Below are 24,361 nucleotides of genomic sequence, written 5' to 3'. Positions count from 1 at the left end.
TCCTCCTCCCGAAAGGACCGCGCATGAGCGCCGAACGTCACACCCTGTTCCAGACGAGCCTCATGGCCGCGCTCCTGGACGGCATCTACGAAGACGACATGACGGTCGGCGAACTGCTGGAGCACGGCGATTTCGGCATCGGCACGTTCAACGCCCTCGACGGCGAGATGGTCGTCGTCGACGGCGTCGCGTACCGCCTGCGCGGCGACGGCACCGCCGCCGCGGCATCCGCCGACTCGGCGACGCCGTACGCGGTGGTGACCGACTTCGTGCCCACCCTCACACGGACGCTGCCCGACGGCGTCACGCGCGCCGAGGCCTCGGCCGCGATCGATGCGATCACCGCGTCGGCCAACTACATGTACGCCCTGCGGATCACGGGGCGCTTCCGGCGAGTGACCGCCGGGACGGTCACCCGCCAGCAGAAGCCGTACCGGCCGATGACCGAGGCCACCGACGACGATGCCGTGCTGCAGTTCGACGAGATCGACGGCACGATCGTCGCCTTCCGCACCCCGCTGTACGAGCAGGGCATCGGCGTTCCCGGATGCCACGCGCACTTCATCGACGACGGACGCACGCGCGGCGGCCACGTGCTCGACTTCGTGCTGGATCACGGCACGGTCGAGCTGTGCCTGTGCACCGACCTGCACCTGCGCCTGCCGCTGACGACGGAGTTCCGCGAGGCGGCCCTCGCCCCCGACGACCTGGCCGACCAGCTCGCCAAGACCGAGCAGCACGCCGGCCGCCCCTGACGCCTCGGCGCGGCGGTGACATCAGCGGAAGTCGCGGGAGCGGTGGCGCACGCCGACGCGCAGGTCTTCGAAGGCGTCGGCGACGAGGTTGGTGACGCCTTCGGGCGACCGCTCCAGCATGCCGCGGGCGATGAGGGCGGGCGCATCGCGCAGCACGCGGCGATAGCGATCCCAGACGCCTTTCGAGCAGATGACGTTGACGAGGCCGAGCTCGTCTTCGAGGTTGATGAAGGTGATGCCGGATGCCGTCGCCGGCCGCTGCCGGTGGGTGACCAGACCCGCGACCTCGACCCGGCGCCCGACCTCGTGCGTGCGCAGCTCACGCGAGGTGAGCACGCCGCGGGCATCCAGCGGGGCGCGGTAGTGCGTGAGGGGATGGTCGTCGGTCGAGATCCCCGTGGCCCACAGGTCCGCGGCCAGCACGTCGTAGGTCGAGGGGTCGCCGAACAGCGGCGGCTGCACGGCGACGAGCGAGCCGGGCAGGAACTCGGGCAGATCCTGTGCCGCGTCGCCGGCCAGCCAGATGCCCTCGCGGCGGCTGATGCCCATGCTCTCGAAGGCGCCCGCCGTCGCCAGCGCCTCCACCTGCGCGGCCGTGGCGCCCGTCCGCCGCACGAGATCGCGCAGGTCGCGGAACGGCCCGTCGGCGTCGCGGGTGGCGACGATGCGCTCCGCGAGCCGCTTTCCCACCCCGGTGACCGCCGCGAGCCCCAGCCGCACCGCGTGGCCGGCGTCGCGACGGTGGGTGGCCGAGACGTCGGGAGCGGTGATGTCGAACAGGGGCACGGGAGGCTGGTGACGATCGGTGCAGGAGGGGATGCCGGTGGGGACGCGTTTCGACTCGCTCGCTGCGCTCGCTCGCTCAACGACCGGAGCCCCTGCAGCCGGCGAGGCGCCGCTGCCGTCGGCATCGAGGGGTTCGAGCCCGGCATCCACCCCGGAGGCGTGCAGGTCGGGACGACGCACGACGACACCGTGGCGGCGGGCGTCGGCGGTGAGGGTCGCCGGCGAGTAGAACCCCATCGGCTGCGCACGCAGCAGAGCCGCCAAGAACGCCCCGGGGTAGTGCAGCTTCAGCCATGACGAGGCATAGACGAGCAGCGCGAACGACAGGGAGTGGCTCTCGGCGAAGCCGAAGTTCGCGAACGCCTGGATCTTCGCGTAGATATCGTCGGCGACGGCTCCCACCAGACCGTTGCGCGCCATGCCGTCGTAGAGCTTCTGGCGCACCGATTCGATGCGCTCGATGCCGCGCTTGGAGCCCATGGCCCGGCGCAGCACGTCGGCATCCTCTCCGGTGAGGTCGCCGACGGCCATGCCCATCCGCATCAGCTGCTCTTGGAACACCGGCACCCCGAGGGTGCGCTCCAGCACCGGGATGAGCTTCTCGTGCGCATACGTCGGCTCCTCCAGCCCGAGCTTGCGCCGCACGTACGGGTGCACCGCCCCGCCCTGGATGGGTCCGGGCCGGATCAGCGCGATCTCGATCACCAGGTCGTAGAACCGCCGCGGCTGCAGCCTCGGCAGCAGCCCCATCTGCGCGCGCGATTCGACCTGGAACACCCCGATCGAATCCGCGCGGCACAGCATGTCGTAGACGGCCGCCTCCTCCTTCGGAATGCTCTGCAGCGTCCACGTCTCGCCCGTCGCCTCCGCGATGAGGTCGAAGCAGTACTGCAGCGCGGCGAGCATGCCGAGTCCGAGCAGGTCGAACTTCACGAGCCCCATCCAGGCGGCGTCGTCCTTGTCCCATTGGATGACGGTGCGATTCTCCATCCGCGCGTGCTCGATGGGCACCACCTCCCCCACCGGCCGCTCGGTGAGCACCATGCCCCCGGAGTGGATGCCGAGATGGCGGGGGGCCTTCAACAGCTCGCCGGCGTACGCGAGCACCCGGTCGGGGATGTCGTGCGCGCCGGCGACGGCGCCGTCCCACCGCTCCACCTGCTTCGACCAGGCGTCCTGCTGCCCGGGCGAGTGCCCGAGCGCCTTGGCCATGTCGCGCACCGCGTTCTTCGGTCGGTACTGGATGACGTTCGCGACCTGCGCCGCGCGCTCACGTCCGTACTCGTCGAAGACCCACTGGATGATCTCCTCACGCCGATCAGAGTCGAAGTCGACGTCGATGTCGGGCTCTTCCTCCCGCATCGCCGACAGGAAGCGCTCGAAGGGCAGGTTGTAGAAGATCGAGTCGATCGCGGTGATGCCCAGCAGGTAGCACACCGCACTGTTCGCGGCCGATCCCCGCCCCTGGCAGAGGATGCCGCGCCGACGCGCCTCGGCCACGATGCCGTGCACGATCAGGAAGTAGCCGGGGAAGTCCTTCTGCTCGATGACGCCGAGCTCTTTCTCGATGCGCGCACGCCCGTCGCCGTCGAGGTCGGGGTACATGTGCGGCACCGCGTCCCAGACGAGCCGGCGCAGCCACGACATCGGCGTATGTCCCTCGGGGACCGGCAGCTTCGGCAGGGCGGGCTTGGCGCGCCGCAGCGGGAAGGCGAGCTCGTCGGCGAGGGTGACCGTGCGGGCGACCGCACCCGGATAGCGCCGGAACCGCCGCGTCATCTCGGCGCCCGAGCGCAGGTGGGCGCTCGCATGCGACGGCAGCCACCCGTCGAGCTCATCGAGCCCTCGATTCGCCCGCACCGCCGCGACCGCCGCCGCCAGATGCACGCGTTCGGGAACCGCGTAGTGCACGTTGTTGCTGGCCAGCACCGGAAGGCCGCGTGCGGCGGCCAGAGCGGCCAGCACATCGTTGTCGCGGGTGTCGGTGGGTGCGCCGTGGTCGATCAGCTCGACGAAGACCGCCTCGCGGCCGAACAGGCTGACGAGCCGGTCGAGCGCCGATGCGGCCGCATCCGCACCTCCGGCGGCGAGCGCCTGCCGCACGGCGCCCTTGCGGCATCCGGTGAGCACCGCCCAGTGCCCGCCACCGCGATCGGCGAGATCATCGAGGTCGTACCAGGGACGCCCCTTCTCACCGCCGGCGAGCTGGGCATGCGTGATCGCGGCGGCGAGACGGTGATACCCCTCTTGGCCGCGGGCCAGCACGAGCAGGTGCGATCCGAGCGGATCGGCGGCGCCCGACCGGGCGGGGCTCGGTGCGCTCAGCAATCCGGCCGGCGGCGACCCCAGGTCCGCACGGCCGCCCGCACCGCCACCCGCACCGTCGCCGCCGAGCGTCAGCTCCGCCCCGAAGACGGTCTTCAGCTGCAGGTGCTCCGCCGCCTCGGCGAAGCGGGCGATGCCGTAGAACCCGTCGTGATCGGTGATCGCGAGGGCGTGCAAGCCCAATCGCTCCGCCTCCTCGGCGAGCTCGGCCGGCGAGGAGGCGCCGTCGAGGAAGGAGAACGACGAGTGCGCGTGCAACTCGGCGTAGGGCACGGCATCCGCGGGCCGTTCGATCGGGGGCGGCTCGTACTTTCCCCGCTTGCGCGAGAAAGCCGGACCGTCGCCGCCGTCGGGTTCTTTGTCGCCGCCGATGTCGGGAGATCCCAGCAGCCGCGCCATCTCCGACCAGCGCACCGACGGATTGTTGAAGCCCATCAGTCGTACCTCCCCTCGATCTGCCAGACGCCCTCCTCGCACACCAGCAGCCATGCCCCCTGGGCGTCGTCGACCATCTGGAAGCGATGCGCTCGTCGCGCTCGGGCGGGATCCCACTCGCGTTCGATGACCGGCCACGGCCCGGCCCAGGTGCGGATGCCGCGGCGTCTGCCCCCGAGCTCGATCACGGTCGGCATCGCCGTGGGCTCGCCCCGCGCATCGACCGCGATCATGTCGCCGTCGTCGTCGAGCACCGCCACCGGCACGCCCTCGGCGAACACCGCCGAGGGCAGCGGATCGGGAAGGCTCCCGGGCCAGGGCCGCTCGCCGGCCTGCAGGTCGCCCGCGACATCGCCCCACGGCACGAGGCGCTGCCGCTCGCTCAGCCAGCGGCCTCCGCCGACGGCCGGGGTCAGCACGCCCTGATGGCCGAGCATCGCCTGTACGCGGGAGAGTGCGCGGTGCACGCGCTCCTCGGGCCCCGACCCGAACAGACGGGCAGTGTGGTGGGCGGCGGCATCCACCGCCTCGGGTTCGATCCGCACCCGGCCCACGGCGCTGCGCAGCTGTCCGGGCAGGTGATTCTGCTCGGCGAGCTGCCAGCGCACCCGGTCGACGACGGCGGCCTCATCGAAGGCCCCCGGGTGCAGCCAGACCCGTTCACTGCGCTCGCCGCGATCACCGGTCAGCACGACACGCAGCTCGGTGCAGACCAGCCCCTGCGCACCCAGACGGGAGACGAACTCCGCGGCGGGAACCCGCAGAGCGAAGGCGATCTGATCGGCGGTCTCCACGGGCGGCTCGAACGCCACCTCGCGGTGGAGTTCGGGCGGTGGTGTGCGGGCGGTGACCGGTCGGGGATCGCGGCCGGAGGACAGCGCGTACAACCACTGGCCACGGGTGCCGAAGCGCTCCACCAGACGGTCGGCGCCCAGCGCGGCGACCTCCCCCACCGTCTGCACCCCGAGCCGGCCGAACAGCGAAGCCAGCTCCTCATCGAGCACGACGACCGGTAAAGGGGCGAGGAAGTCCGCCGCGGTGCCGGCGGGCACGATCCGCACCGGATCCTCGCGGCGGGTGCCGGAGCGCGCCGCCTGTTCGGCCGTGAAGGTGCCGTCGGCGATGCCCACGCGCACGTCGTCGATGCCCAGCGCGGCGATCGCTCCGGCCAGCACGGTGGCGGCGGCCGCCTCGCCGCCGAAGTAGCGCGCCGGCCCCCGGGCGCGCAGCGCGCACAGTCCGGGCTGCATCACCTGCACGTTCGGCGCGACCTCTTCGATCGCCGCGATCAGCGGAGCGAACGCGCGATGATCGCGCACGGCGTCGGCATCCACCACGGCCAGCTGCGGGCAGCGCGCCTGGGCATCGCGGCGGCGCATGCGCCGGCGCACACCCGCGGCGCGCGCCGCGGCCGAGCAGGCGACGACCGCCCCCTTCTCGAACACGGCGATCGGCTCCGCGGCGTCGAGGGGGTCGTCGCCGTCGCGGGTGGTCGCGACGATCGGCCAGTCGGGCACCCAGACCACCAGGCTCCGCGGCGGGGTGCCCGCAGGGAGGACAGTCATCTCACACCGCCCGTCTCATCGGCAGGGGTTCGGGAAGGCGCGTGCGGGTGGGCTGAGACCCGCCGCCCAGGCGCCCCCGATCGTCGGGCAGCATCAGGCGCCGCGAGCGCGGCACCGGCGCACGGCGGCTGGTCACGGTGACCGTCAGCTCGCGCCCCGACAGGATGCCGTGCCCCTCGCCGAGGCCCGACCACGAGGGATCGGACACATCGATCATCGCCTCGGTCTGCGGCCACGGTCCCTGCACGAGCAGCACCGCCTCCCGCTCGCGCATGCGGGCGGCCAGCCGGGCCACCTCGCTGTCCTTCGCCCGCGACGGCGGGCGTACCGCGACCACCGACAGCACGTCGGCGAGGGTCGAGGTGACGGCCAGCCACCGCTCTCCCGGGTCGGGCACGAGCACGAGCCGCGACAGATCGACCCCGGCGGCGCGGGCCGCTTCGACGCCCACGTGCGGCATGCCGACCACGGCGCACCACGACCCGGCCTGCGAGGGCTCGGCGAGCAGGGCGAACAGCAGCGCCATCGACCGCCCGAGCGCGTAGGCTCCCCCCGTTCGCAGTCCGCCGCCGGGCAGCAGCTCCGCCAGCGCCGGGGCGACGGGGAGCACGGGCGTGTCGAGGCGACGCCCCTGCATACGCTCCATCTGAGCGCGCAGGGTGCTCACGGTGCCCGCGACATCCGCGGCAGCAACGGTCCCCACGATCGGCCTCACTTCGACAGATTAGAACATGTATTCGACTAGTTCAATGTGCTTGTCTCGAAGATAGGAACGGGTTCGGACATTGCGCGTCGGCCCGCACATCTGCCCGAAACATGCGGCTGATAGGACGGACGGCATGACCGGATCACTCATCCTCACCGGCGCCGCGCGCATCGTGGAACGCTTCGACGACCCCGCTCGCGACCGCGGCGGCGACCTCGTGATCCGACGCGGACGGGTCGCGAGCACGGCATCCGCACCCTCGCCGGAGGAGAGCATCGACGCCCTCGACGCGGACGGCGGGATCGTCACCCCCGGCCTCGTCAACGCGCACCACCACCTGCTGCAGTCGGGCTTTCGCACCCTCCCGGGCACCCGCGGGGTGCCGATGCGCGAGTGGCTGCCGGCCATGGCCGCCGCCTACACGGACGCCCATATCGACGCATCCCTGGTCGGCGCGACCGCCGGCGTCGGCGTGGCCGAGTCACTGCTGAGCGGGGTGACGACGGTCGCCGACCATCAGCTCAACTGGCCCGACCCGGCCAGAAGCGACGACCCGGTCGGCGACACCGTGGCCATCGCCCGCGCGATTGCCGCGGCCTCCGCGGCGCTCGGCGCCCGGCTCGTGTTCGTGCGCGGCTCGGCGCGCGATGCACCGGATGCCGCGGCAGCGAGCGCGGACGCGATCGTGCGTGCCCTGCTCCCCGAGGCTGCAGCGTCGTCTTCCGGAGGCACGAGCGCCGACGGCATGCTGCAGCTCGCCGTCGGCCCCGCCGGCGTGCACTCCGACAGCGAGGAGACCTTCCGCGCGCTGGGCGAGGTCGCCCGGCGCTACGGTCTGCGCCGGCGCACGCAGGCGAACGAGCAGGTCGACACCGAGATCGCCCTGGCCCGCTACGGGCGGCGCCCCCTGGACCTCCTCGAGGAATGGGGCTGGCTCGAGGCCGGGGTGACGATCGCGCACCTGTGCGACGTCACCGACGAAGAGATCGCGCGGCTCGCCGCCGCCGGCATCACCGCGACCCACGCCCCGGGCTGCGACGTGCCGATGGGCTGGGGCATCGCACCGGTACGCCGCCTGCAGGAGGCCGGCATCGCCGTGGGGCTGGGGACCTCCGGGGGCGGCTCCAACGACGCCGGGCACCTGCTCGCCGACGCGCGTCTGGCGATGCAGGTGTCGGGTCTGGTCGGCGCCGCCCTCCTGGCCCGTGACGTGCTCGCCATGGCCACCTCGGGCGGCGCGAGCGGCCTCGGCCGCGCCGACCTCGGCATCCTGACCCCGGGCGCGGCGGGCGATCTCTGCGTCTGGGATGTCTCCGGGGTCGCCGACGCCGGAGTGGCCGACCCGGTCGCGGGCCTGCTCTGGGCCCATCCGGGACGCCGCCCTCGCCATGTCGTGGTCGCGGGACGCGTCGTCGTCCGCGACTACCGGCTGGTCACCGCCGACGAAGACGCCCTCACCGCGGCCCTCCGGGAGCGCGTCGGCCGGTGAGCGTCGCGGCGCCGTTCCGGCATCGCGTCAGGCGTCGAGCACGATCCGCGGGCACGCTGCGCGCGAGACGCACACCATCATGACCGCGCTCTGCTCGCGCTCGAGCGGCGTGAGCACGGAGTCGCGGTGCTCGATCTCGCCCTCCAGGACGGGCACCTCGCAGGTGCCGCACGTCCCCCGACGGCAGCTGGAGAGCACCATCGTCGTGGGGCTCTGCTCCTCGATCGCCTCCAGCACCGACTGCGCGGGCTGCACGGTCACGATGTCGCCCGACAGGGCGAGCTCGACCTCGAACGGATCCGGCCAGACGGGCTCGCCGTACTCGATCGCCTCGAACCGCTCGACGTGCAGCGCTGCGGCGCGGCCGGCGGCTTCGAAACCGTCCTCGAGGGCGGCGATCAGCCGGGCGGGTCCGCACGCGTAGACCGGACCGCCGTCACCCGCGGCATCCACCAGCCCGGCCACATCCAGACGCGCCCCGCTGTCGGCGGGGTACAGACGCACCCGCCCCGCACCGCCGTCGAGCGCGCGCAGCTCGTCGACGAATGCCATCGTCGACAGCGACCGTCCGGCGTAGTCGAGGGTCCACTCCGCTCCGGCCCGCGCCGCCGCCCGCACCATGCCGAGAAGGGGCGTGATCCCGATGCCCCCGGCGACGAAGCGGTGGGTGACGGCGGGAACGATCTCGTACGCGAAGTGGTTGCGCGGTCCGCGCACGCGCAGGCGCTGCCCCACCTGCACCTCCTCGTGCACCCGCACCGATCCGCCCCGTCCCTCGTCTTCGCGCAGCACCGCGACCCGCCAGGTGGAGCGGTCGGCCGCGTCGCCGCACAGCGAGTACTGCCGTTCGACGCGCTCGGCCGCGGGCACGCGCGCGTCGGAGAAGATCAGATCGACGTGCGATCCGGGCTCCCACACCGGCAGATCGCGGCCATTGTGCGCAACGAGGTCCAGCGCCACGATCCCGTCGGCCAGCACGGTGCGGGCGGCGACCACGAGATCGCGTTCAACGTCACTGAAGTAGCTCATGGCTCCCACTCTCTCCGCTCGCGCAGCGCCCCCGCGTGCGAGGGCGGCGACCGGCCGCACTCTTCGCGCGGATTTAACACGGCCGCAATCCCGACAGGCCTGGCAGGAAACACGTCGAGCGTTTACTGATTCTCACCCGATGTTGGCCATACCAACAACACCGCACGACACCGCAGACCCCGAGGAGGACGATCAGATGGACGCCGAACTCCTGCAGCCGGGCCAGCGCATCGCGGCCCTGACCGGCCTCACCGCCTGCCGCGAGATCGGCGACCGCCTGGCCTTCGCGGGCGGCGTCGTGGTCGACGCCGATGCGTCCCAGCTCGCGGGCGGCGCCGGCGGCGAGACGGTCGATGCGACGGGCTGGATCGCCCTGCCGCCCCTGGCGGATCTGCACGCGCACCTCGACAAGGGCTACACCTGGACCTCGTTCGGCCAGCCCGAGGGATCGCTCGACGACGCGATCGCGTGCTGGATCGACCACGGCGAGAACCACTCCTCCGACGACATCAAGGCCGCAGCGCGGCGGCACCTGGTGGCCGCGCTGCACGCCGGTGTCACGGCCGTGCGCTCGCACACGAACTACCACCTGGGCGACGACCCCCTCCGCGGAGTGCGCGCCCTCATCGAGCTGCGCGACGAATTCGCCGGCATCGTCGACCTGCAGATCGTCGCCAGCCCCGGCGCGTCCGACGGCCCCGACGACCTCGGACGCGCCGCGGTGGCCCTCGGCATCGACCTCATCGGTGGTTTTCCCCACCTCGCCGAGGACCCCGGCGCCGATCTGGAGCGCAACGCCGCCTTCGCCGAAGAGTTCGGCCTCGGCATGGACCTGCACACCGACGAGACGCTCGACGCGGCATCCACGGGTCTCGCCGAGCTCGCCGCCCGCACGCGGCACTGGCCTGCCGGCGTGATCCGCTCGGCGGGGCACTGCGTGAGCCTGTCCATGCAGGATGCCGAGACCCGCGCCCGCACCCTCGCCGCCGTCGCCGAGGCCGGCGTCTCGATCATCACCAACCCGCTGACCAACCTCTACCTGCAGGGCTGGCAGAATCCGATCGCCACACCCCGCGGCATCCCGCCGCTGCGCGAGATCCTCGCCGCCGGCGTCACGCTGGCCGCCGGCGGCGACAACGTGCAGGACCCGTTCAACCCGCTCGGCAACGCCGACATGGTCGATGTCGCCTCCGAGCTCGTCGTCGCGGGCCACCTCACGCCCGCCGAAGCCTGGCACGTCAGCTCGAACGGCGGACGCGCCGCATTCGGACTGCCCCCGGCGCGAGGACGCGTCGGCGACGTCGCCGACGTCGTGCTCGTGCGCGCCGCACACACCGCCGAGGCCCTCGCCGAGCGCGCGCCCGACCGCATCGTCATCCGCGACGGGCGCGTGATCGCCGTCCGCCGCCGCGTGGTCAGCAGCGTGCTCGACCTGCGCGCCCTGCCGACCCCGCCCTCCGCCCCGACCTCCGAGGGAGCACTGCTATGAGCACCACCATCGATCCGACCGTCGCGCCTGCCACCGCCGCGACAGCGGTGGACACCACCACCGCGCCGACTCTCGCCTTCACCGACGTCGCCAAGGTGTTCGCCACCGGCACCCGCGCCCTCGAGGGCGTGTCGATCGACGTCCGTCCCGGCGAGTTCGTGTCGGTGGTCGGCCCATCCGGCTGCGGAAAGTCGACCCTGCTGCGCCTGGCCGCCGGCCTCGACGACGCCACCGAGGGAGCAGTCGACGTCCGCGCCGACACGACCAGCTTCGTCTTCCAGGAGGCGACGCTGCTCGAGTGGCGCACAGCCCAGCGCAACGTCGAGCTGGTCGGCGAGCTCGCCGGCGTGGGAGCAGCCGAGCGGCGCCGCCGCGCCGCCGAAGCCCTCGAACTGGTCGGCCTGAAGGGCTTCGAGAACCAGCATCCGCGTGCGCTGTCCGGCGGCATGCGCATGCGCGTCTCGATCGCCCGCGCGCTGGTCGCCGAGCCGCAGCTGGCCCTCTTCGACGAGCCGTTCGGCGCCCTCGACGAGATCACCCGCCTGAAGATGCAGACCGAACTGCAGCGCCTGTTCCAGCTCAAGGGCTTCGCCGCGATGTTCATCACGCACTCGATTTCCGAGGCCGTCTACCTGTCGAGCCGCGTGCTCGTGATGAGCGGACGGCCCGGCCGCATCGTCGACGACATCGAGCTGCCCTGGTCCTATCCCCGATCCCCCGAGCTGCGCTACGAACCCGAGTTCGGGCGCATCGTCGGACACCTCTCGCACGCTTTGGAGGCGCACTCGTGAGCCAGAACCTCGCCCTGAAGGCCCCGGCATCGCTCGCCGAGTCGGCATCCTCCGCGTCCGTCGGGGATGCCGCGGCATCCGCCGAGACGGCGACCGCGACCATGGCCGCCCGTCCGGCCCGCCCGAGCGGTGCGGCGAGCGTCGCCCGCCGCACCTGGTCGCGTGCGTTCCCGATCGTCGCGGCCCTGATCGGCATCATCGCGATCTGGTACGCCGTGTCGTACCTGCTGCTCAGCGAGAGCCGTCGCTTCCTGCTGCCGCCTCCCCACCAGGTGCTGGCCGAGACGATCGGCAACGACAAGGTGATCGGCCCGATGATCGCCGCACTGGGTCAGACCATCACCGTCGCCCTCATCGGCCTCGCGATCGCCGTCGCGATCGGCATGGGGTGGGCGATCGTCATGTCGCAGTGGACCCTCGCCGAGAAGATCCTCTACCCGTACGCCGTCATCCTGCAGACGATCCCGATCCTCGCCCTCACCCCGCTGATCGGCATCTGGATGGGCTATGGACTGCCCGCCCGCATCGTGGTCTGCGTCATCATCGCGGTGTTCCCGATGATCTCCAACACGCTGTTCGGCCTGCAGTCGGCCACGCCCGCCGCCCACGACCTGTTCACGCTGCAGAAGGCCACCAAGTGGCAGCGGATGACGAAGCTCATGCTGCCCGCCGCCATCCCGTCGATCTTCACGGGCCTGCGGCAGTCGGCCGGCCTCGCCGTCATCGGCGCGATCGTCGGCGACTTCTTCTTCCAGCAGGGCAGCCAGGGCATCGGCGGACTGCTGCGCACCTACACGCTGCGTCTGAACATGGAGCCGCTGTTCCTCGCGATCATCTTCACGGCACTGTTCGGCGTGATCGTCTTCTCGATCTTCGCCGCGCTGGACCGCGTCGTCGTCGGTCGACTGTTCGGCGTCGCCACCCGCTGAACCACCTCTTCTTTCCCTCCCTGCACCACGAACACGCACCACCCGTCTGTCCACACCGCACCCGAAGCCTTCCAGGAGGACACCGTGTCACAGCCCGCCTTTCTCTCCCACCGCGTGATCGCACGCACCGTCGCGATCGGAGCGCTCGCCGCCACCGTCGCCGCCGTCGCGGGATGTTCCAGCACCGACGCCGCGGCTCCGGCGACCACCTCGGCGGCGAACGTCGCCGAGAAGGGCGGCCCGCTCGACCTCGCGAGCGTCTGCCCGGCGACCGTCGTCATGCAGCAGGACTGGCAGCCCGAGTCCGAGCACGGCGCCATGTACAACCTCGTCGGCGACGGCTACACCGTCGACACCGAGAAGAAGACGGTCACCGGCCCGCTCGTCGTCAACGGCACCGACACCGGCGTCAAGATCGAGGTGCGCTCCGGCGGCCCCGCGGTCAACTTCCAGCCCGTCCCGGCGCTCATGTACCTCGACACCGACATCCTCATCGGCGCCGTCAACACCGACGCGGCGATCGTCGCGAACGCCGACCAGCCCACCGTGGCCGTGACCTCGCAGCTGACCTTCAGCCCGCAGATCCTCATGTGGGACCCGGCCAGCCACAACGGCGCCACGACGATCAAGGAGGCCGCCTCGGCCGGCGACCCGATCGTCACCTCCGGCGACGTGATCCCGAACCTCCTGCTCTCGCAGGGCATCATCACGACGTCGCAGATCGACACGAGCTACGAGGGCACCCCGCAGCGCTTCGTCTCCGACCCGAAGATCCTGCAGCAGGGCTTCGCGACCGCTGAGCCCTACATCTACAAGAACGAGATCTCGCAGTGGGGCAAGGACGTCGGCTACCAGCTGCTGTCCGAGCTGGGCTACAACATCTACCCCGAGCCGCTCGCGGTGCGAAAGGCCGACGTCACCGACAAGGCCGACTGCCTGAAGAAGCTCGTCCCGATCATGCAGCAGTCGCAGATCGACTTCCTCAACTCCCCCGAGCACGGCAACGCCGTGATCCTGGACCTCGTCGAGAAGTACGACACGGGTTGGACCTACTCCGAGGGCGTCGCGCAGTTCTCCGTCGAGCAGCAGAAGAAGCTGGGCCTCGTCGCCAACGACAAGGCATCGGGCGTGTTCGGGCAGTTCGACCCCGCCCGCATGGCGTCGATCGTGAAGGACTTCACGCCCTTCCTCGTCACGGCCGGCAGCATCTCGCAGGCCGCCGCGTCGGCGATCGATCCGTCCGCGCTCTACACGAACCAGTTCATCGACACGTCGATCAAGATGAACTGACCGTCCTCACCGGCGATGCCCTGACTCCCCCGCGGGGGTCAGGGCATCGCCGTGTTCTCAGAGCGCCGCGGTCACGCGTTCTGCCACCGCGTCCAGGCCGCCGGCGGCGTGCGTCGCCTGATCCCACGCATCACGCAGGCGCTCGAGGGTCACGGCGTCGACTCCCGCGGCGGCGGCGCTGGTCGTGTTTCCCCGGATGTTCACGGCAGTCGAGCGGATGCCGCAGGCGAGCATCCGCGCGGCGACGGCGACATCGGGGGCCAGGCGATCCTCGCCGAAGCGTTCCAGCCAGAGGAGGGGCCCCTCGAGGGATGCCGCGAGTGCGACCAGGTCGGCGCCGGCGTCCGCGGCGGCGACGGTGGCGGTGCGCAGCGCCTCGCCGCGCTCGGGGTCGTCGATGGGGCGTCGGAAGGCCGCGACGAGCCGGCCCGACATCCGCCCGTCGTGCTCCGCGGCGGTGAGCGCATCGCCGCGCACCCGGGTCGCCGCGGCCGCGATCTCCGCCGCAGCCTCGGCCGGCGCGTAGCCGGCGGCCATCGCGACCAGCGCGGCACCGGTGGCGATCACGATCCCCGCGGCGGCACCGCCGCCGGGATCGGGGACGGGCGCAGACAACTGCTGCAGCCAGTCGTCGATGCGGGAGGCGGCGAGCGCGGACGTCGGCATGGGCCTCACTCTAGGGCCCCGCGCGCCGCGTGATTCCGCGGCGACATCGACGCACACGTGACCGTAACACCGGCGAAACGGCGCGCTCCTACAGTGGCATTGTTGGCGACACCAACATCGCCGGACCGATCCGCGAACGCGAGAGGAGCACCCGTGACCGCTCCCCTGCGCCTGCGCGAAGCAACACGGCGCTGCCCGAAGCGCATGGTCCACGGGCCCTGCGGCGGTGTCGCGATCGACGGCGGCTGCGAAGTGCCCGGCATCCGATGCTCATTCGTCGACGACCCCGCGGTACTGCACGATCTGGAGTTCTCCGCCGCCGAAGTGGATGCTCCGAACGCGGCCCGCGCGAGCGGCGACGGGCTGCCGGTCTCCCCGCGGGGAGAAGCATCGACGGCGTTCGCGGCCCTCGTCGACGCCGATGCGGTCATCACGGCCGACCTCCCGGTGCGCTCCACCGACCCGGCCGTCATCACTGAGGCGGGCGTGCGACTGCGAGAGCTGACCGCCGTGATCGCCGGCGAGCCGCCGGGGCTACGCGATGCGCTCAGCCTGACCCACAAGGCCCTCCTGCTCGCCGCCGCCGGATCGCGCGTGGTGGCCGGCCTCACCTGTCGCGACCGCAACCGGGTCGCACTCGAAGGAGAACTCGCCGCCCTCGCCGACCTGGGCGTGTCCGGCGTGCTCGCCGTGACCGGTGACCACCCGGCCTCCACCGCCCTGCCGCAGGCGCAGCCGGTCTTCGATCTCGACGCGACACGTCTGACGGCTCTCGCCCGCCGGGCCGGGCTCTTCGTCGCGGTCGCCGAACAGCCCTCCGCACCGCCCGTCGACTACCGGCCCGTCCGTCTCGCCCGCAAAGCGCAGGCCGGGGCGGAACTCGGCATCCTGAACCTCTGCGGCGACCTCGCCGAGATCCGCCGCTTCACCGCCGCCCTCGCGACCACGGCGGCCCCCGTGCCGGTACTCGTGTCGGTGCCGGTGCTCACGTCCGTCGCGACGGCCCGACGACTGGCCGCGCTTCCCGGGGTCGGCCTGCCGGACGAGCTCGTCACGGCGGTGGCCGGCGCCGACGACCCGGTGGACGCCGGTATCGCCGCGGCGGTCGCCTGGGCGCGCCGCGCGCTCGCGATCCCCGGCGTCGTCGGCATCCACCTGTCGGCGATCGCCGCTGCCGCCTCCGCTCCGACCGCGGGGGCGGCGGATGCCGCAGAACTCGCTGCGGTCGACGCGTTGGCATCGGCGGCCGCGCGACTGCGGACCGCGATCGCCACCGACGCGATCGCCGCCGAGACGGCGGGCACCGCATGAGCGTCGCGACGGCGACCCCCGCGGCAGCGGCCAGCCGCATCGCCGGGTGCCCGAAGTCGATGGCCTACGGCCCCTGCGGCGGCGTCAATGCCGACGGGACGTGCGAGGTGCACCCGACCCCCTGCGTGTTCCTGACCCGCGACCTCCCGGTGCGCTGGACGAGCCCGGCCACCGAGGAGACACCTCCGGACGCCGTCTCCGAGCACCCCTCGAGGCCGGCGACGCCCGCCGGGCGCGAGCTGGTCGAGATCGCCGCGCGCCGGCCGCTCGTGTTCACCGGCTTTCCGGTGCGTGCCCTGCGCGCCGATGCCGTGAGACCGACGGCCGAGGCGCTCGCCGGCAGCGTCGACGCCGTCCTCTCCGGCGACGCCGGACGCTCCCGCGTGCAGTTCCCCCCGTCGTACCGTGCGACGCTGATCGGCGCGACCGGACTGCGGGTGTGGATGGGATTCAACGCCCGCGACCGCAACCGCACCGCCCTGGAGCGCGAACTGCTGTCGCTGCGCGCACTGGGTGTCGCCGGGGTGCACTGCGTCACCGGAGATCACACGCAGACGGGCGACCGGCCCGATGCCCGCCCCGTCTTCGACCTCGAATCCACCACGACGCTGCCCCGTGCGGCCTCCCTCGGGCTTCTCACCTCGTTCGCCGAGTCGCCCGCCGCCCCGCCCGTCGCCGAACGCGGCGCACGCGTCGCCGAGAAGCAGCGCGCCGGGGGACGGATGTGTCTCACGCAGTACGCCGGGGATGCCGAGGAGGTCGCCGCCTTCGTGGCGCTGTGCCGTGCGGCCGGCGCGGACGTGCCCGTGCTCGCGGGCGTGCCCCTCGTCGTCGACCGTGAGGGCGCCGCGCTGCTCGCGTCCTTCCACGCCGCGAAGCTGCCCTCCGGCTTCATCGACCGCCTCTTCGCCGCGCGGGACGTGCACGCGGAGGGCATTCGTCTGGCTGTCGCGTACGGGCGCGCGCTGCTCGCCACGGGCGCCGTCGGCGGCGTGGTCATCGCCGGCGGAGCCCGCCCCGGAGGCGAGGCCGCGTACGCCGCCGACCTCGCCACGGTCGCACGGGAACTCGGAGGCGGATCGTGATCGACCGCTCAGTGCGCGCCGGCGCTGCCTTCCTTCACGGTGAGGACCTGCACGCTCTCGCCCGGTTCGGTGCGCCACCGGTGTCGTATGCCGCCCTGGTAATACACCGCGTCCCCGGCTTCGAGGGCGAACTCGTCGGTGTCCAACACCACCACGAGGCGACCCTCGAGCACGTAGACGAACTCCTCCTCGTCGTGCACCCACCACAGATCCTCGGTGAAGGTTCCCGACATCACCATCGGCACGAAGCGCGGGTGGTCGCGGGCGAGGACCCGCATCGGGCTGCCCCCGGCATCCAGCGGCGTCGCTTCGCTCGCCCGGAAGACGTGGAAGCTGCCCGCCCCTCGCGGCGCCGCGTCGGCGTCATCGGTCAGCAGCGCCTGCTGGGTCGTGCCCAGCGCCTGCGCGACGCGGAACAGCGACGTCATGCTCATCCGTTCCAACCCGCGCTCGACCTGGCTCAGGAACGAGTGCGACAGCTCCGCCTGCACCGCCACCTGGGTGAGCGTCATCCCGCGGCTCTGGCGCAGCGCCCGGATCCGAGCGCCCAGCGCACGCGACGCGGACGCGGGCCCGTCGTCGCCCTTGGCTCCACGGCGCGAGGAGACGGCATCCGACATGACTGAAGACTACGACACACGAAAGGAAACCGAGATGACCGGCGCGACCCCTACCGACGTCCTCGATCCCGCGGCGACCGGCGCCGCTTCCGCCCCCGACTACGCCGCCCTCGAAGCGGAGCTGGCCACCGCGCTCGGGCCCCGCGGCGTCTCCAGCGACCCGCGTCAGCGCGAGAAGGCGTCGGTCGACGGCGCGCGCATGTCGCCGATCATCGCCGAGCAGCTGCCGCTCGGGGTGGCCGACCTGGTCGCGTTTCCCGCCGATGCCGCTCAGATCGCCGAGACCGTCCGCATCGCCGTCGCCCACGGCGTGCCGGTGACCCCGCGCGGCAAGGGCACCGGCAACTACGGTCAGGCGATCCCCATGCCGGGCGGACTCGTCCTGGACACCTCGCGCGCACGGGCCGTCGTCGAGGTGGGCGACGGCTGGATCACCGCGGAGGCGGGAGCACCGATGGCGACCCTCGAGCTCGCCGCTCGCCAGCACGGCCAGCAGCTGTGGATGTACCCCTCCACCGTCCATTCGACCCTCGGCGGGTTCCTCTCCGGCGGATCCGGCGGCACCGGCTCGATCGCGCATGGCGCCAACCACGAGGGTTTCGTCCTCGCGCTGGACGTCGTGACCCCGGCATCCGAGGGCGAGCTCGTCCGGGTGGAGGGCGATGAGGCCCTCGGGTACGTCCACAACTACGGCACGGCCGGCATCATCGCGCGCGCCACGGTGCGGCTGGAGCCGATGAACGACTGGCGCGGGCTCTACGCGTCCTTCGACGACTTCACCGGCTCGATGTCGGTGCTGCAGCGCCTCGCGGCGCTCACTCCGACGCCGCGCCTCGTCTCCGCCGATGACCCGCACGTGAGCGCCCAGCTGCCGCCCGACCCGGCCTTCCCCGAGGGCCGCAGCTCGCTGCGGACGATCATCGATGCGAGCCTCGTCGAAGAGGCGTCGATGATCATCACCGGCGCCGGCGGACGCATCGAAGACGTGCGCGAGGGCCCCCAGGTGTCGGCCGCGATCTCGGTGCTCAGCTACAACCATCCGATCGAGTGGCTGCAGAAGTCCGAGCCGGGCGTCTACTTCCACGTCGAGGTGGGCGGCGACGCGCTCATCGATCGCCACGACGAGGTCATGGCCGTCTACCCCGGCGCGCACCTGCACATCGAGGCGACGGCGCTGCGTCCGATCGGCATGCTCGCCGGTGTCTACGAGAGCCCGGAACAGGTCGCCGACGGCATCGCCGCGCTCACCGCCCTCGGCGTGGGCGTCCACAGCCCGCACCAGTGGAACGTGGACTTCCGCCTCCCCGAGACGGTCGCACGCGCCCGCAGCACCGACCCGCGGGGCCTGCTCAACCCCGGCAAGCTCAACCCGGACTACGCCGGTCCGGTGAAGGGATCCATCCGATGACCGCCGCGTTCACGCCTCCGTTCACCCCGAGATCCCGCCACTGGGCCGACCTGTCCGGGCCTGCGCTCACGGCGGCGCTCACGGAAAGGTCGATCGCCGTCGTGCCGATCGGCGCGATCGAGCACCACGGCCCGCATCTGCCTCTGCGCACCGACGCCCTCGTCGCCGAGGCGATCGCCACCGCCGCGGTCGAACGGGTCGCCGCCGACGGCATCGACGCGTGGGTGCTGCCGACGATCAGCTACGCCAAGTCTGATGAACACCACTGGGCCCCCGGCACCGTCTGGCTCGAAGGCACGACGGTGCTGGAGACGCTGGTCGACATCGGCCGCTCCATCTCGATGACCCCGGCCACGACCGTCGTGTTCGTCAACGGCCATGGCGGCAACGTGATGCTGCTCGGCTGGGCCAATCGCGAACTGCGCCGGCGCTTCGGCCTGCGCACGTTCTCGATGCCCGCGACCGCCGCTGGAGCCGGCGACGGTCGCGACGGCCGGCCCGACGAGAAGGGCCAGGGCATCCACGGCGGCTTCTCGGAGACCTCGCTGGTCATGCACCTGGCCCCTCACCTCGTCGCCCCCGAGATGCCGGCGCGGAACATCCCCGAGCACATCGCGGGTCTCAGCCACATCGGCTTCAACCGCAAGCCGGTGATGTTCGGCTGGACGAGCGACGACTTCGGCCCGGAAGGAGTGATCGGAGACGCGACCGGCGCGAACGCCGCGCACGGCAAGGAGCTCTACGAGCGCGGGGTCGACTTCGTGTGCGAAGCGCTCGCCGAGATCGACGGGTTCGTGTTCGGGTGACGGCTTCCTACGCTCCCGGCATCCCACCCGCACCCGTGGTGATCGATCACGACAGCGACCCGGTGCAGTCCGACACGCGCGTCCCCGATCCCCTCGCCCTCGCCGCCGCGTGGCTTCCCGGTCCCGGTGAGGACCGCATGCTCATGACGGTGTCGACCGTAGGTGTCGACGGCGTGCCCGATGCGCGGACCACGATGCTCAGCGACTACGACGGCGAGAGATTCTTCTTCCACACCGACGCGAACAGCCGCAAGGTCGCCGAGCTGTCGGCGAACCCCGGTGTCGCCCTGACGATCCTGTGGCCCGGCTTCACCCGCCAACTGGTCGTGCAGGGAACGGCGCAACGGTCGTCGCGGGAGGAGTCCGATGCCGCCTACCGGCGACGCTCCCCCTACCTGCAGCAGCTCGCGTGGCAGAACACGGCGGAGTTCGCGCAGCTGCCCCTTGACGAGCGTCGCGCGCGCTGGGCCGAGTTCCTGCGCGCTCACGGCGGCGCCGACGAACCCGCGTTCACCCCGCCGGAGGCGTGGGCCGGGTTCGCGGTGACGCCTCACCGGCTGGTCTTCTGGGTCTCGAACCCGGATGCCGCGAGTCGCCGCATCGCCTACGCGCGCACCGGGGACGGCTGGTCTCTCACGGCGCTGCCCGGCTGACGCCGATCGTCGCCGCAGGACGCGGCCAGCCTCACGCAGCGAGCGACAGATACGGCTCCCAGGCGGGCTCGGAGCGTTCGGTGCCGCGCACCGTCCACTGCGGGCCGCGGGGAGGTTGCGGTGCCCACCGCAGCTCCCACCCCATCTCCTGCGGGGTCCGATCGCCCTTCATGTTGTTGCAGCGCAGGCACGCGGCCACCAGGTTCTCCCACGAGTCGGCACCACCGCGCGAACGCGGCAGGACGTGGTCGATCGTGGTGGCGCCCTTGCCGCAGTAGGCGCAGCGGTGGGCGTCGCGGCGGAGGACCCCGCGGCGGGTGACCGGCACTCGGCGCGCCCCGGGCACGCGCACGTACCGGGTGAGGACGATCACCGCCGGCCGGTCGCACGCCCCCCGGATGCCCCAGACGGGATTGCCGTCCATGCGTTCGATGACGGTCGCCTTCTCGTTCATGACGAGCACGAGGGCTCTCTTGAACGAGACGACGGCCAGGGGTTCGTATCCGGCGTTCAGCACCAGTGTGCGCATGCGCGTTCCTCTCGAACGGCCGTCGATGGCTTCGACGGCTCTCCGTTGTCGACGTCGCGCAGGCGCGGCGGCGCGGGCACGAAAAAAGGCGCTGTCATGAAGACAGCGCCTTGAACCCACGACGAATGTCGCGGCAGTCGTGCACACGATGCCGAAGGACATAGCGGCCCACCGCATTCACGGTTCGAATGCGAGATCCTGTGTCCATGCGGCTCCCCCTCGGCTGTGCGAGCGTCGGGATCAGGCTAATGCACGTAGAGCCCGCCGGGGCGAATCAGAGGTGAACGAATGCCGCGTGTCGACGCAGACAGCGTCAGCGGACGTTCGCGACGAGGAAGTCCTCGGCGTTGGTCCACGATCCGTTGACGTAGATCTCGAGGTGCAGGTGGGTGCCGAACGCGCGGCCCGTGTCACCGACCTGGCCGATGATCTGTCCGGCACGCACGGTGTCGCCGACGACCACGCGACGGGTGCCGTACGACATGTGCGCGTACAGCGAGGTCACCGTGTTGCCGCCGATGTTGTGGGCGATCTTGACGTAGACGCCCCATCCGGGACCATCCTCGCTCGACTCGACCACGACGCCGTCGGCGATCGCGTAGATCGGGGTGTAGCGGTCGACCATGTAGTCGGTGCCCTTGTGGCCCGGGTACGGCTCACCGAAGTGGTTGAAGAACGGCAGGGGACGCACGACGGAGCCCGCCGGAGCGATCGTCTCGGCGAGCGAGCCGGAGTAGACCGAGGCATCGGCGGATGCGGTGGATGCCGCCGCGATGCGGGCAGCCGCCGCGGCTTTGGCGGCATCCTCGTTCTTCTTGGTCTGGATCTCTTCGGGCGTCGTCGCCGAATAGCTGTCGCGGGCCAGGGCGGCCGGCGTCGCTTCGGACGCGATCACGAGCGACTGCGCGTTCTCCGCGGCGACCTGCTGGAGCGTGACCGCTTCGGCGGGGCTCGACGTCGAGGCGGCGAAGGCCGGCGCGATCGCGACGGTGGCGATCAGACCGCCGACGGCGGCGACCGTGATGAAGCTGCGGACCGGATGGCCTCTGCGGCGCGAGCGTCGCGGCGCGGCGGCCGGCGTGACAGCCATTGCTCGCACAGCGGGGGCGGAGCCCGCGGAACGGGTCAACGCGCCGCGCTGTGCGCGGCTGCGCCGTGTCGGTGTCGTCGCTTCGGACTCGGGGATCTCCTGCGACGGGTCGTACTGTTCAGCCAATTGTCCTCCGGCGCCTCTGCGATACCGCTCGGGACGGTCCGCTGGTTCGTCGGCACTCGGTGTCAGGGCACAGATGTACGGGTGTCACCGCGCGAACGACGAACCGATGAGGCAATCCGTGCGGAGGTCCGTGGCGGGCTTCTCGCCACGTGGACTTTTCGAGGCTACCGGAAGGTAACGAATAAGTCACGCACAGGTGTTCATGCCCAGGCGCTTCCCGGGTGACGCTCAGGCGTGCGGGACCGCGTCGACGAGGAAGATGTGCGAGGCGACCTCGACCGGAAGCTCCAGTCCATCGACCTTGCCGGCCATCTGCACGAGGACGTAGCCCTCACTGAACCGGAAGTCGCCGACGCCTCCCGGCACGACGCCGGCGTCGCGCAGCTGCTCGAGGAGTTCGGGGTCGACCTGCACCGGCTCAGCGAGGCGCCGGACGGTGCCGTGCACCGGGCCGCCGGTCTCATTCAGCAGGCGCACGAGACCCACCACGCCGTCATCGAAGGTGCGGGCCGGCACGTCGCCCAGCTGGTCGAGGCCCGGGATCGGGTTGCCGTACGGCGACTCGGTGGGATGGCCCAGCAGCTCGATGAGGCGACGCTCGACGAGCTCGCTCATCACGTGCTCCCAGCGGCAGGCCTCTTCGTGCACGTACGCCCAGTCGAGACCGATCACGTCACTGAGCAGACGCTCCGCGAGGCGGTGCTTGCGCATGACGTCGACGGCCTTCTGCCGCCCGGGGATCGTGAGCTCCAGCGAGCGGTCGTCGGAGACCACGACCAGACCGTCGCGCTCCATACGTCCGATCGTCTGCGACACCGTCGGACCGGAGTGGCCGAGACGCTCCGAGATGCGCGCACGCAGAGGGACGATGCCTTCCTCCTCGAGCTCGAGGATGGTACGCAGGTACATCTCGGTGGTGTCGATCAGATCCGTCATGGGCAGGCCTCGTGCACGTTCGTGGGTGTGTTCTCAGCCTATCCGTTTCTCACGGCGACGCGGCGGGGCGCCGGCGGCGCTGACCCTAGAATCGGGAGCATGGCCCACGTCACGCTGCCCCGCGAGATCCTGCCCGCCGACGGTCGCTTCGGTTGCGGCCCGTCCAAGATCCGACCGGAGCAGCTCGCTGCCCTGGCGGGCCCCGGTGCGGTGCTGATGGGAACCTCGCACCGACAGGCCCCGATCAAGAACCTGGTGGGCCAGGTGCGCATGGGCCTCAGCGACCTGCTGCGTCTTCCCGACGGCTACGAGATCATCCTCGGCAACGGCGGCTCGACGGCGTTCTGGGACGCGGCCGCGTTCGGTCTCATCGAGCACCGCGCGCAGAACCTCGTCTTCGGCGAGTTCGGTGGCAAGTTCGCCGCTGCGGCCGCCGCGCCGTGGCTCGAAGCGCCGGACGTGCGCAAGGCGGATGCCGGAACGCGCACGGTCGCCGAGGCGGTCGAGGGTGTCGACGTGTACGCCTGGCCGCACAACGAGACCTCCACCGGTGTCGCGGCACCCATCTCCCGTGTCGCCGGCGACGAGGGCGCGCTCACCGTCATCGACGCGACGAGCGCGGCCGGTGGCATCAACTTCGCCGTCTCGCAGACGGACGTCTACTACTTCGCGCCCCAGAAGAACCTCGGTTCCGACGGCGGCCTGTGGTTCGCGGCCGTCTCCCCCGCCGCCATCGAGCGCATCGAGCGCGTGGCGGCATCTGGCCGCTACATTCCCGAGTTCCTGAGCCTGAAGAACGCGCTCGACAACTCGCGACTCAACCAGACGCTCAACACCCCCGCGGTCGCCACCCTCGTGCTGCTGGACAAGCAGCTCGAGTGGATCAACGGCAATGGCGGCCTCGGCTGGGCCGCCGCCCGCACGGCCGAGTCGTCGCAGGCCCTGTATCAGTGGGCCGAAAGCTCCGCGGCGGCGACCCCGTTCGTCGCCGATCCGGCCGACCGCTCCCCCGTCGTGGTCACCATCGACTTCGATGAGAGCGTGGATGCCGCGGCCGTCGCCGCGAGCCTGCGCGCCAATGGGATCGTCGACACCGAGCCGTACCGCAAGCTCGGACGCAACCAGCTGCGCATCGCCACGTTCGTCTCGATCGAGCCCGACGATGTCCGCCAGCTCATCAAGGCGATCGACTACACGATCGAGCACATGCGCGGCTGAGACCGACCGCCCCGCGCGGCGGCCTCAGTCCAGGGGTGACGGCCGTGGGTCCCGCACGGCCGCGACGATGGCCTCGATCGCGAATTCGGATGCCGTCCCGAGATCGAGCGCATCGGGCTCGAGCAGCCACTGCACCTGCAGGCCGTCGATGACGGCGAGGATCGCGGCGTCGCGCGAGGAGGTCTTGCAGTCCGCGCGGTTCACCGTCGCGTTCTGACGCCCGGTCATTGAGCGAGCGCCCCCGGCACGAGACGAAACGCCGCTAGGCCGTGTTGCTAAATGCTGTTGTGGGGCGGGTGGGCGATCCTTGAGGTGTGTCGCGAG

General features: G+C 71.6%; 21 protein-coding genes and 1 pseudogene. 12 read left to right on the top strand and 10 right to left on the bottom strand.

The genetic code is table 11. The features are described from left to right. Positions 1-23 precede the first annotated feature (23 nt). The gene (budA, locus tag AS96_RS11705) at positions 24-755 is read left to right on the top strand and encodes an acetolactate decarboxylase (protein ID WP_036289912.1); all 732 of its coding nucleotides are present in this window, start codon (positions 24-26) and stop codon (positions 753-755) included. Positions 756-776: 21 nt separating this feature from the next. On the opposite strand, the gene AS96_RS11700 is transcribed toward budA, so the two are convergent. From AS96_RS11700 to AS96_RS11690, 3 genes are read right to left on the bottom strand one after another with little or no spacing between them, the layout of a single operon-like run. After that, positions 777-4,301: an error-prone DNA polymerase gene (locus tag AS96_RS11700; protein WP_036289910.1), complete on the bottom strand. Its 3,525-nt coding sequence runs from the start codon at positions 4,299-4,301 to the stop codon at positions 777-779. Then, entirely contained in the window at positions 4,301-5,866 is a 1,566-nt protein-coding gene (locus AS96_RS11695; RefSeq protein WP_036289908.1) for a Y-family DNA polymerase, read from the bottom strand. Before AS96_RS11695 ends, AS96_RS11700 begins: the two co-directional genes overlap by 1 nt. Position 5,867: 1 nt before the next feature. Then, the gene (locus AS96_RS11690) at positions 5,868-6,569 is read right to left on the bottom strand and encodes a hypothetical protein (protein WP_036289927.1); all 702 of its coding nucleotides are present in this window, start codon (positions 6,567-6,569) and stop codon (positions 5,868-5,870) included. Positions 6,570-6,705: 136 nt separating this feature from the next. Between AS96_RS11690 and AS96_RS11685 the strand changes: the two genes are divergently transcribed. After that, positions 6,706-8,061: an amidohydrolase family protein gene (locus AS96_RS11685; RefSeq protein WP_036289906.1), complete on the top strand. Its 1,356-nt coding sequence runs from the start codon at positions 6,706-6,708 to the stop codon at positions 8,059-8,061. A gap of 27 nt (positions 8,062-8,088) precedes the next feature. Here AS96_RS11685 and AS96_RS11680 read toward each other — a convergent pair whose 3' ends face one another. Continuing rightward, complete coding sequence (locus AS96_RS11680; protein ID WP_016464527.1) at positions 8,089-9,090, bottom strand: PDR/VanB family oxidoreductase; 1,002 nt, start codon at positions 9,088-9,090, stop codon at positions 8,089-8,091. A 196-nt stretch (positions 9,091-9,286) separates the two neighbouring features. On the opposite strand from AS96_RS11680, the gene AS96_RS11675 reads away from it, so the two are divergent. From AS96_RS11675 to AS96_RS11660, 4 genes are all read left to right on the top strand, one after another. Next, complete coding sequence (locus AS96_RS11675; RefSeq protein WP_036289904.1) at positions 9,287-10,579, top strand: amidohydrolase family protein; 1,293 nt, start codon at positions 9,287-9,289, stop codon at positions 10,577-10,579. Beyond that, positions 10,576-11,370: an ABC transporter ATP-binding protein gene (locus AS96_RS11670; protein ID WP_016464525.1), complete on the top strand. Its 795-nt coding sequence runs from the start codon at positions 10,576-10,578 to the stop codon at positions 11,368-11,370. The genes AS96_RS11675 and AS96_RS11670 overlap by 4 nt, the downstream gene beginning before the upstream one ends. Beyond that, entirely contained in the window at positions 11,367-12,299 is a 933-nt protein-coding gene (locus AS96_RS11665) for an ABC transporter permease (RefSeq protein ID WP_016464524.1), read from the top strand. The genes AS96_RS11670 and AS96_RS11665 overlap by 4 nt, the downstream gene beginning before the upstream one ends. 84 nt (positions 12,300-12,383) lie before the next feature. After that, on the top strand, positions 12,384-13,589 hold the full coding sequence (locus tag AS96_RS11660) for a hypothetical protein (RefSeq protein ID WP_036289902.1): 1,206 nt from the start codon (positions 12,384-12,386) through the stop codon (positions 13,587-13,589). A gap of 57 nt (positions 13,590-13,646) precedes the next feature. On the opposite strand, the gene AS96_RS11655 is transcribed toward AS96_RS11660, so the two are convergent. Then, positions 13,647-14,255, bottom strand: a complete 609-nt coding sequence (locus AS96_RS11655) for a cyclodeaminase/cyclohydrolase family protein (RefSeq protein WP_005051022.1) — start codon at positions 14,253-14,255, stop codon at positions 13,647-13,649. Positions 14,256-14,408: 153 nt separating this feature from the next. On the opposite strand from AS96_RS11655, the gene AS96_RS11650 reads away from it, so the two are divergent. Then, a complete protein-coding gene (locus tag AS96_RS11650) occupies positions 14,409-15,566 on the top strand; it encodes a methylenetetrahydrofolate reductase C-terminal domain-containing protein (protein WP_036289900.1) in 1,158 nt (385 codons plus the stop codon). Continuing rightward, positions 15,563-16,651 carry a methylenetetrahydrofolate reductase C-terminal domain-containing protein gene (locus AS96_RS11645; RefSeq protein ID WP_036289898.1) on the top strand — a complete coding sequence of 363 codons (1,089 nt, stop codon included), beginning with the start codon at positions 15,563-15,565 and terminating at the stop codon, positions 16,649-16,651. Before AS96_RS11650 ends, AS96_RS11645 begins: the two co-directional genes overlap by 4 nt. Positions 16,652-16,659: 8 nt before the next feature. Here AS96_RS11645 and AS96_RS11640 read toward each other — a convergent pair whose 3' ends face one another. Beyond that, complete coding sequence (locus AS96_RS11640; protein WP_016464521.1) at positions 16,660-17,271, bottom strand: helix-turn-helix domain-containing protein; 612 nt, start codon at positions 17,269-17,271, stop codon at positions 16,660-16,662. A 34-nt stretch (positions 17,272-17,305) separates the two neighbouring features. Between AS96_RS11640 and AS96_RS11635 the strand changes: the two genes are divergently transcribed. Genes AS96_RS11635 through AS96_RS11625 form a run of 3 tightly spaced genes read left to right on the top strand, consistent with a single transcriptional unit; the run spans position 17,306 to position 20,138 of the window. Then, positions 17,306-18,679: an FAD-binding oxidoreductase gene (locus tag AS96_RS11635; RefSeq protein WP_036289896.1), complete on the top strand. Its 1,374-nt coding sequence runs from the start codon at positions 17,306-17,308 to the stop codon at positions 18,677-18,679. Next, positions 18,676-19,485, top strand: a complete 810-nt coding sequence (locus AS96_RS11630; RefSeq protein WP_036289894.1) for a creatininase family protein — start codon at positions 18,676-18,678, stop codon at positions 19,483-19,485. Before AS96_RS11635 ends, AS96_RS11630 begins: the two co-directional genes overlap by 4 nt. Beyond that, positions 19,482-20,138 carry a pyridoxine/pyridoxamine 5'-phosphate oxidase gene (locus tag AS96_RS11625; protein ID WP_036289892.1) on the top strand — a complete coding sequence of 219 codons (657 nt, stop codon included), beginning with the start codon at positions 19,482-19,484 and terminating at the stop codon, positions 20,136-20,138. Before AS96_RS11630 ends, AS96_RS11625 begins: the two co-directional genes overlap by 4 nt. A 31-nt stretch (positions 20,139-20,169) precedes the next feature. Here AS96_RS11625 and AS96_RS11620 read toward each other — a convergent pair whose 3' ends face one another. From AS96_RS11620 to AS96_RS11610, 3 genes are all read right to left on the bottom strand, one after another. Continuing rightward, entirely contained in the window at positions 20,170-20,667 is a 498-nt protein-coding gene (locus AS96_RS11620; protein ID WP_036289890.1) for an HNH endonuclease, read from the bottom strand. Between the two features lie 313 nt (positions 20,668-20,980). Further along, entirely contained in the window at positions 20,981-21,883 is a 903-nt protein-coding gene (locus tag AS96_RS11615; protein ID WP_036289888.1) for a M23 family metallopeptidase, read from the bottom strand. 228 nt (positions 21,884-22,111) lie between these two features. After that, on the bottom strand, positions 22,112-22,819 hold the full coding sequence (locus tag AS96_RS11610; protein WP_036289886.1) for a metal-dependent transcriptional regulator: 708 nt from the start codon (positions 22,817-22,819) through the stop codon (positions 22,112-22,114). A gap of 99 nt (positions 22,820-22,918) precedes the next feature. Here AS96_RS11610 and serC point away from each other — a divergent pair, with 99 nt between their 5' ends. Continuing rightward, complete coding sequence (serC, locus tag AS96_RS11605; protein ID WP_036289884.1) at positions 22,919-24,037, top strand: phosphoserine transaminase; 1,119 nt, start codon at positions 22,919-22,921, stop codon at positions 24,035-24,037. A gap of 24 nt (positions 24,038-24,061) precedes the next feature. Here serC and AS96_RS11600 read toward each other — a convergent pair. Then, positions 24,062-24,205 (bottom strand): annotated as a pseudogene (locus AS96_RS11600) (TetR family transcriptional regulator); the annotation flags it as partial. Positions 24,206-24,361: the final 156 nt, after the last annotated feature.

Origin of the sequence: Microbacterium sp. MRS-1 (assembly GCF_000585455.1) — a bacterium.
Lineage (GTDB): Bacteria > Actinomycetota > Actinomycetes > Actinomycetales > Microbacteriaceae > Microbacterium > Microbacterium laevaniformans.
The sequence above is the reverse complement of the archived record's forward strand: the minus strand, read 5'-3'. Positions and strand labels throughout refer to the sequence as shown.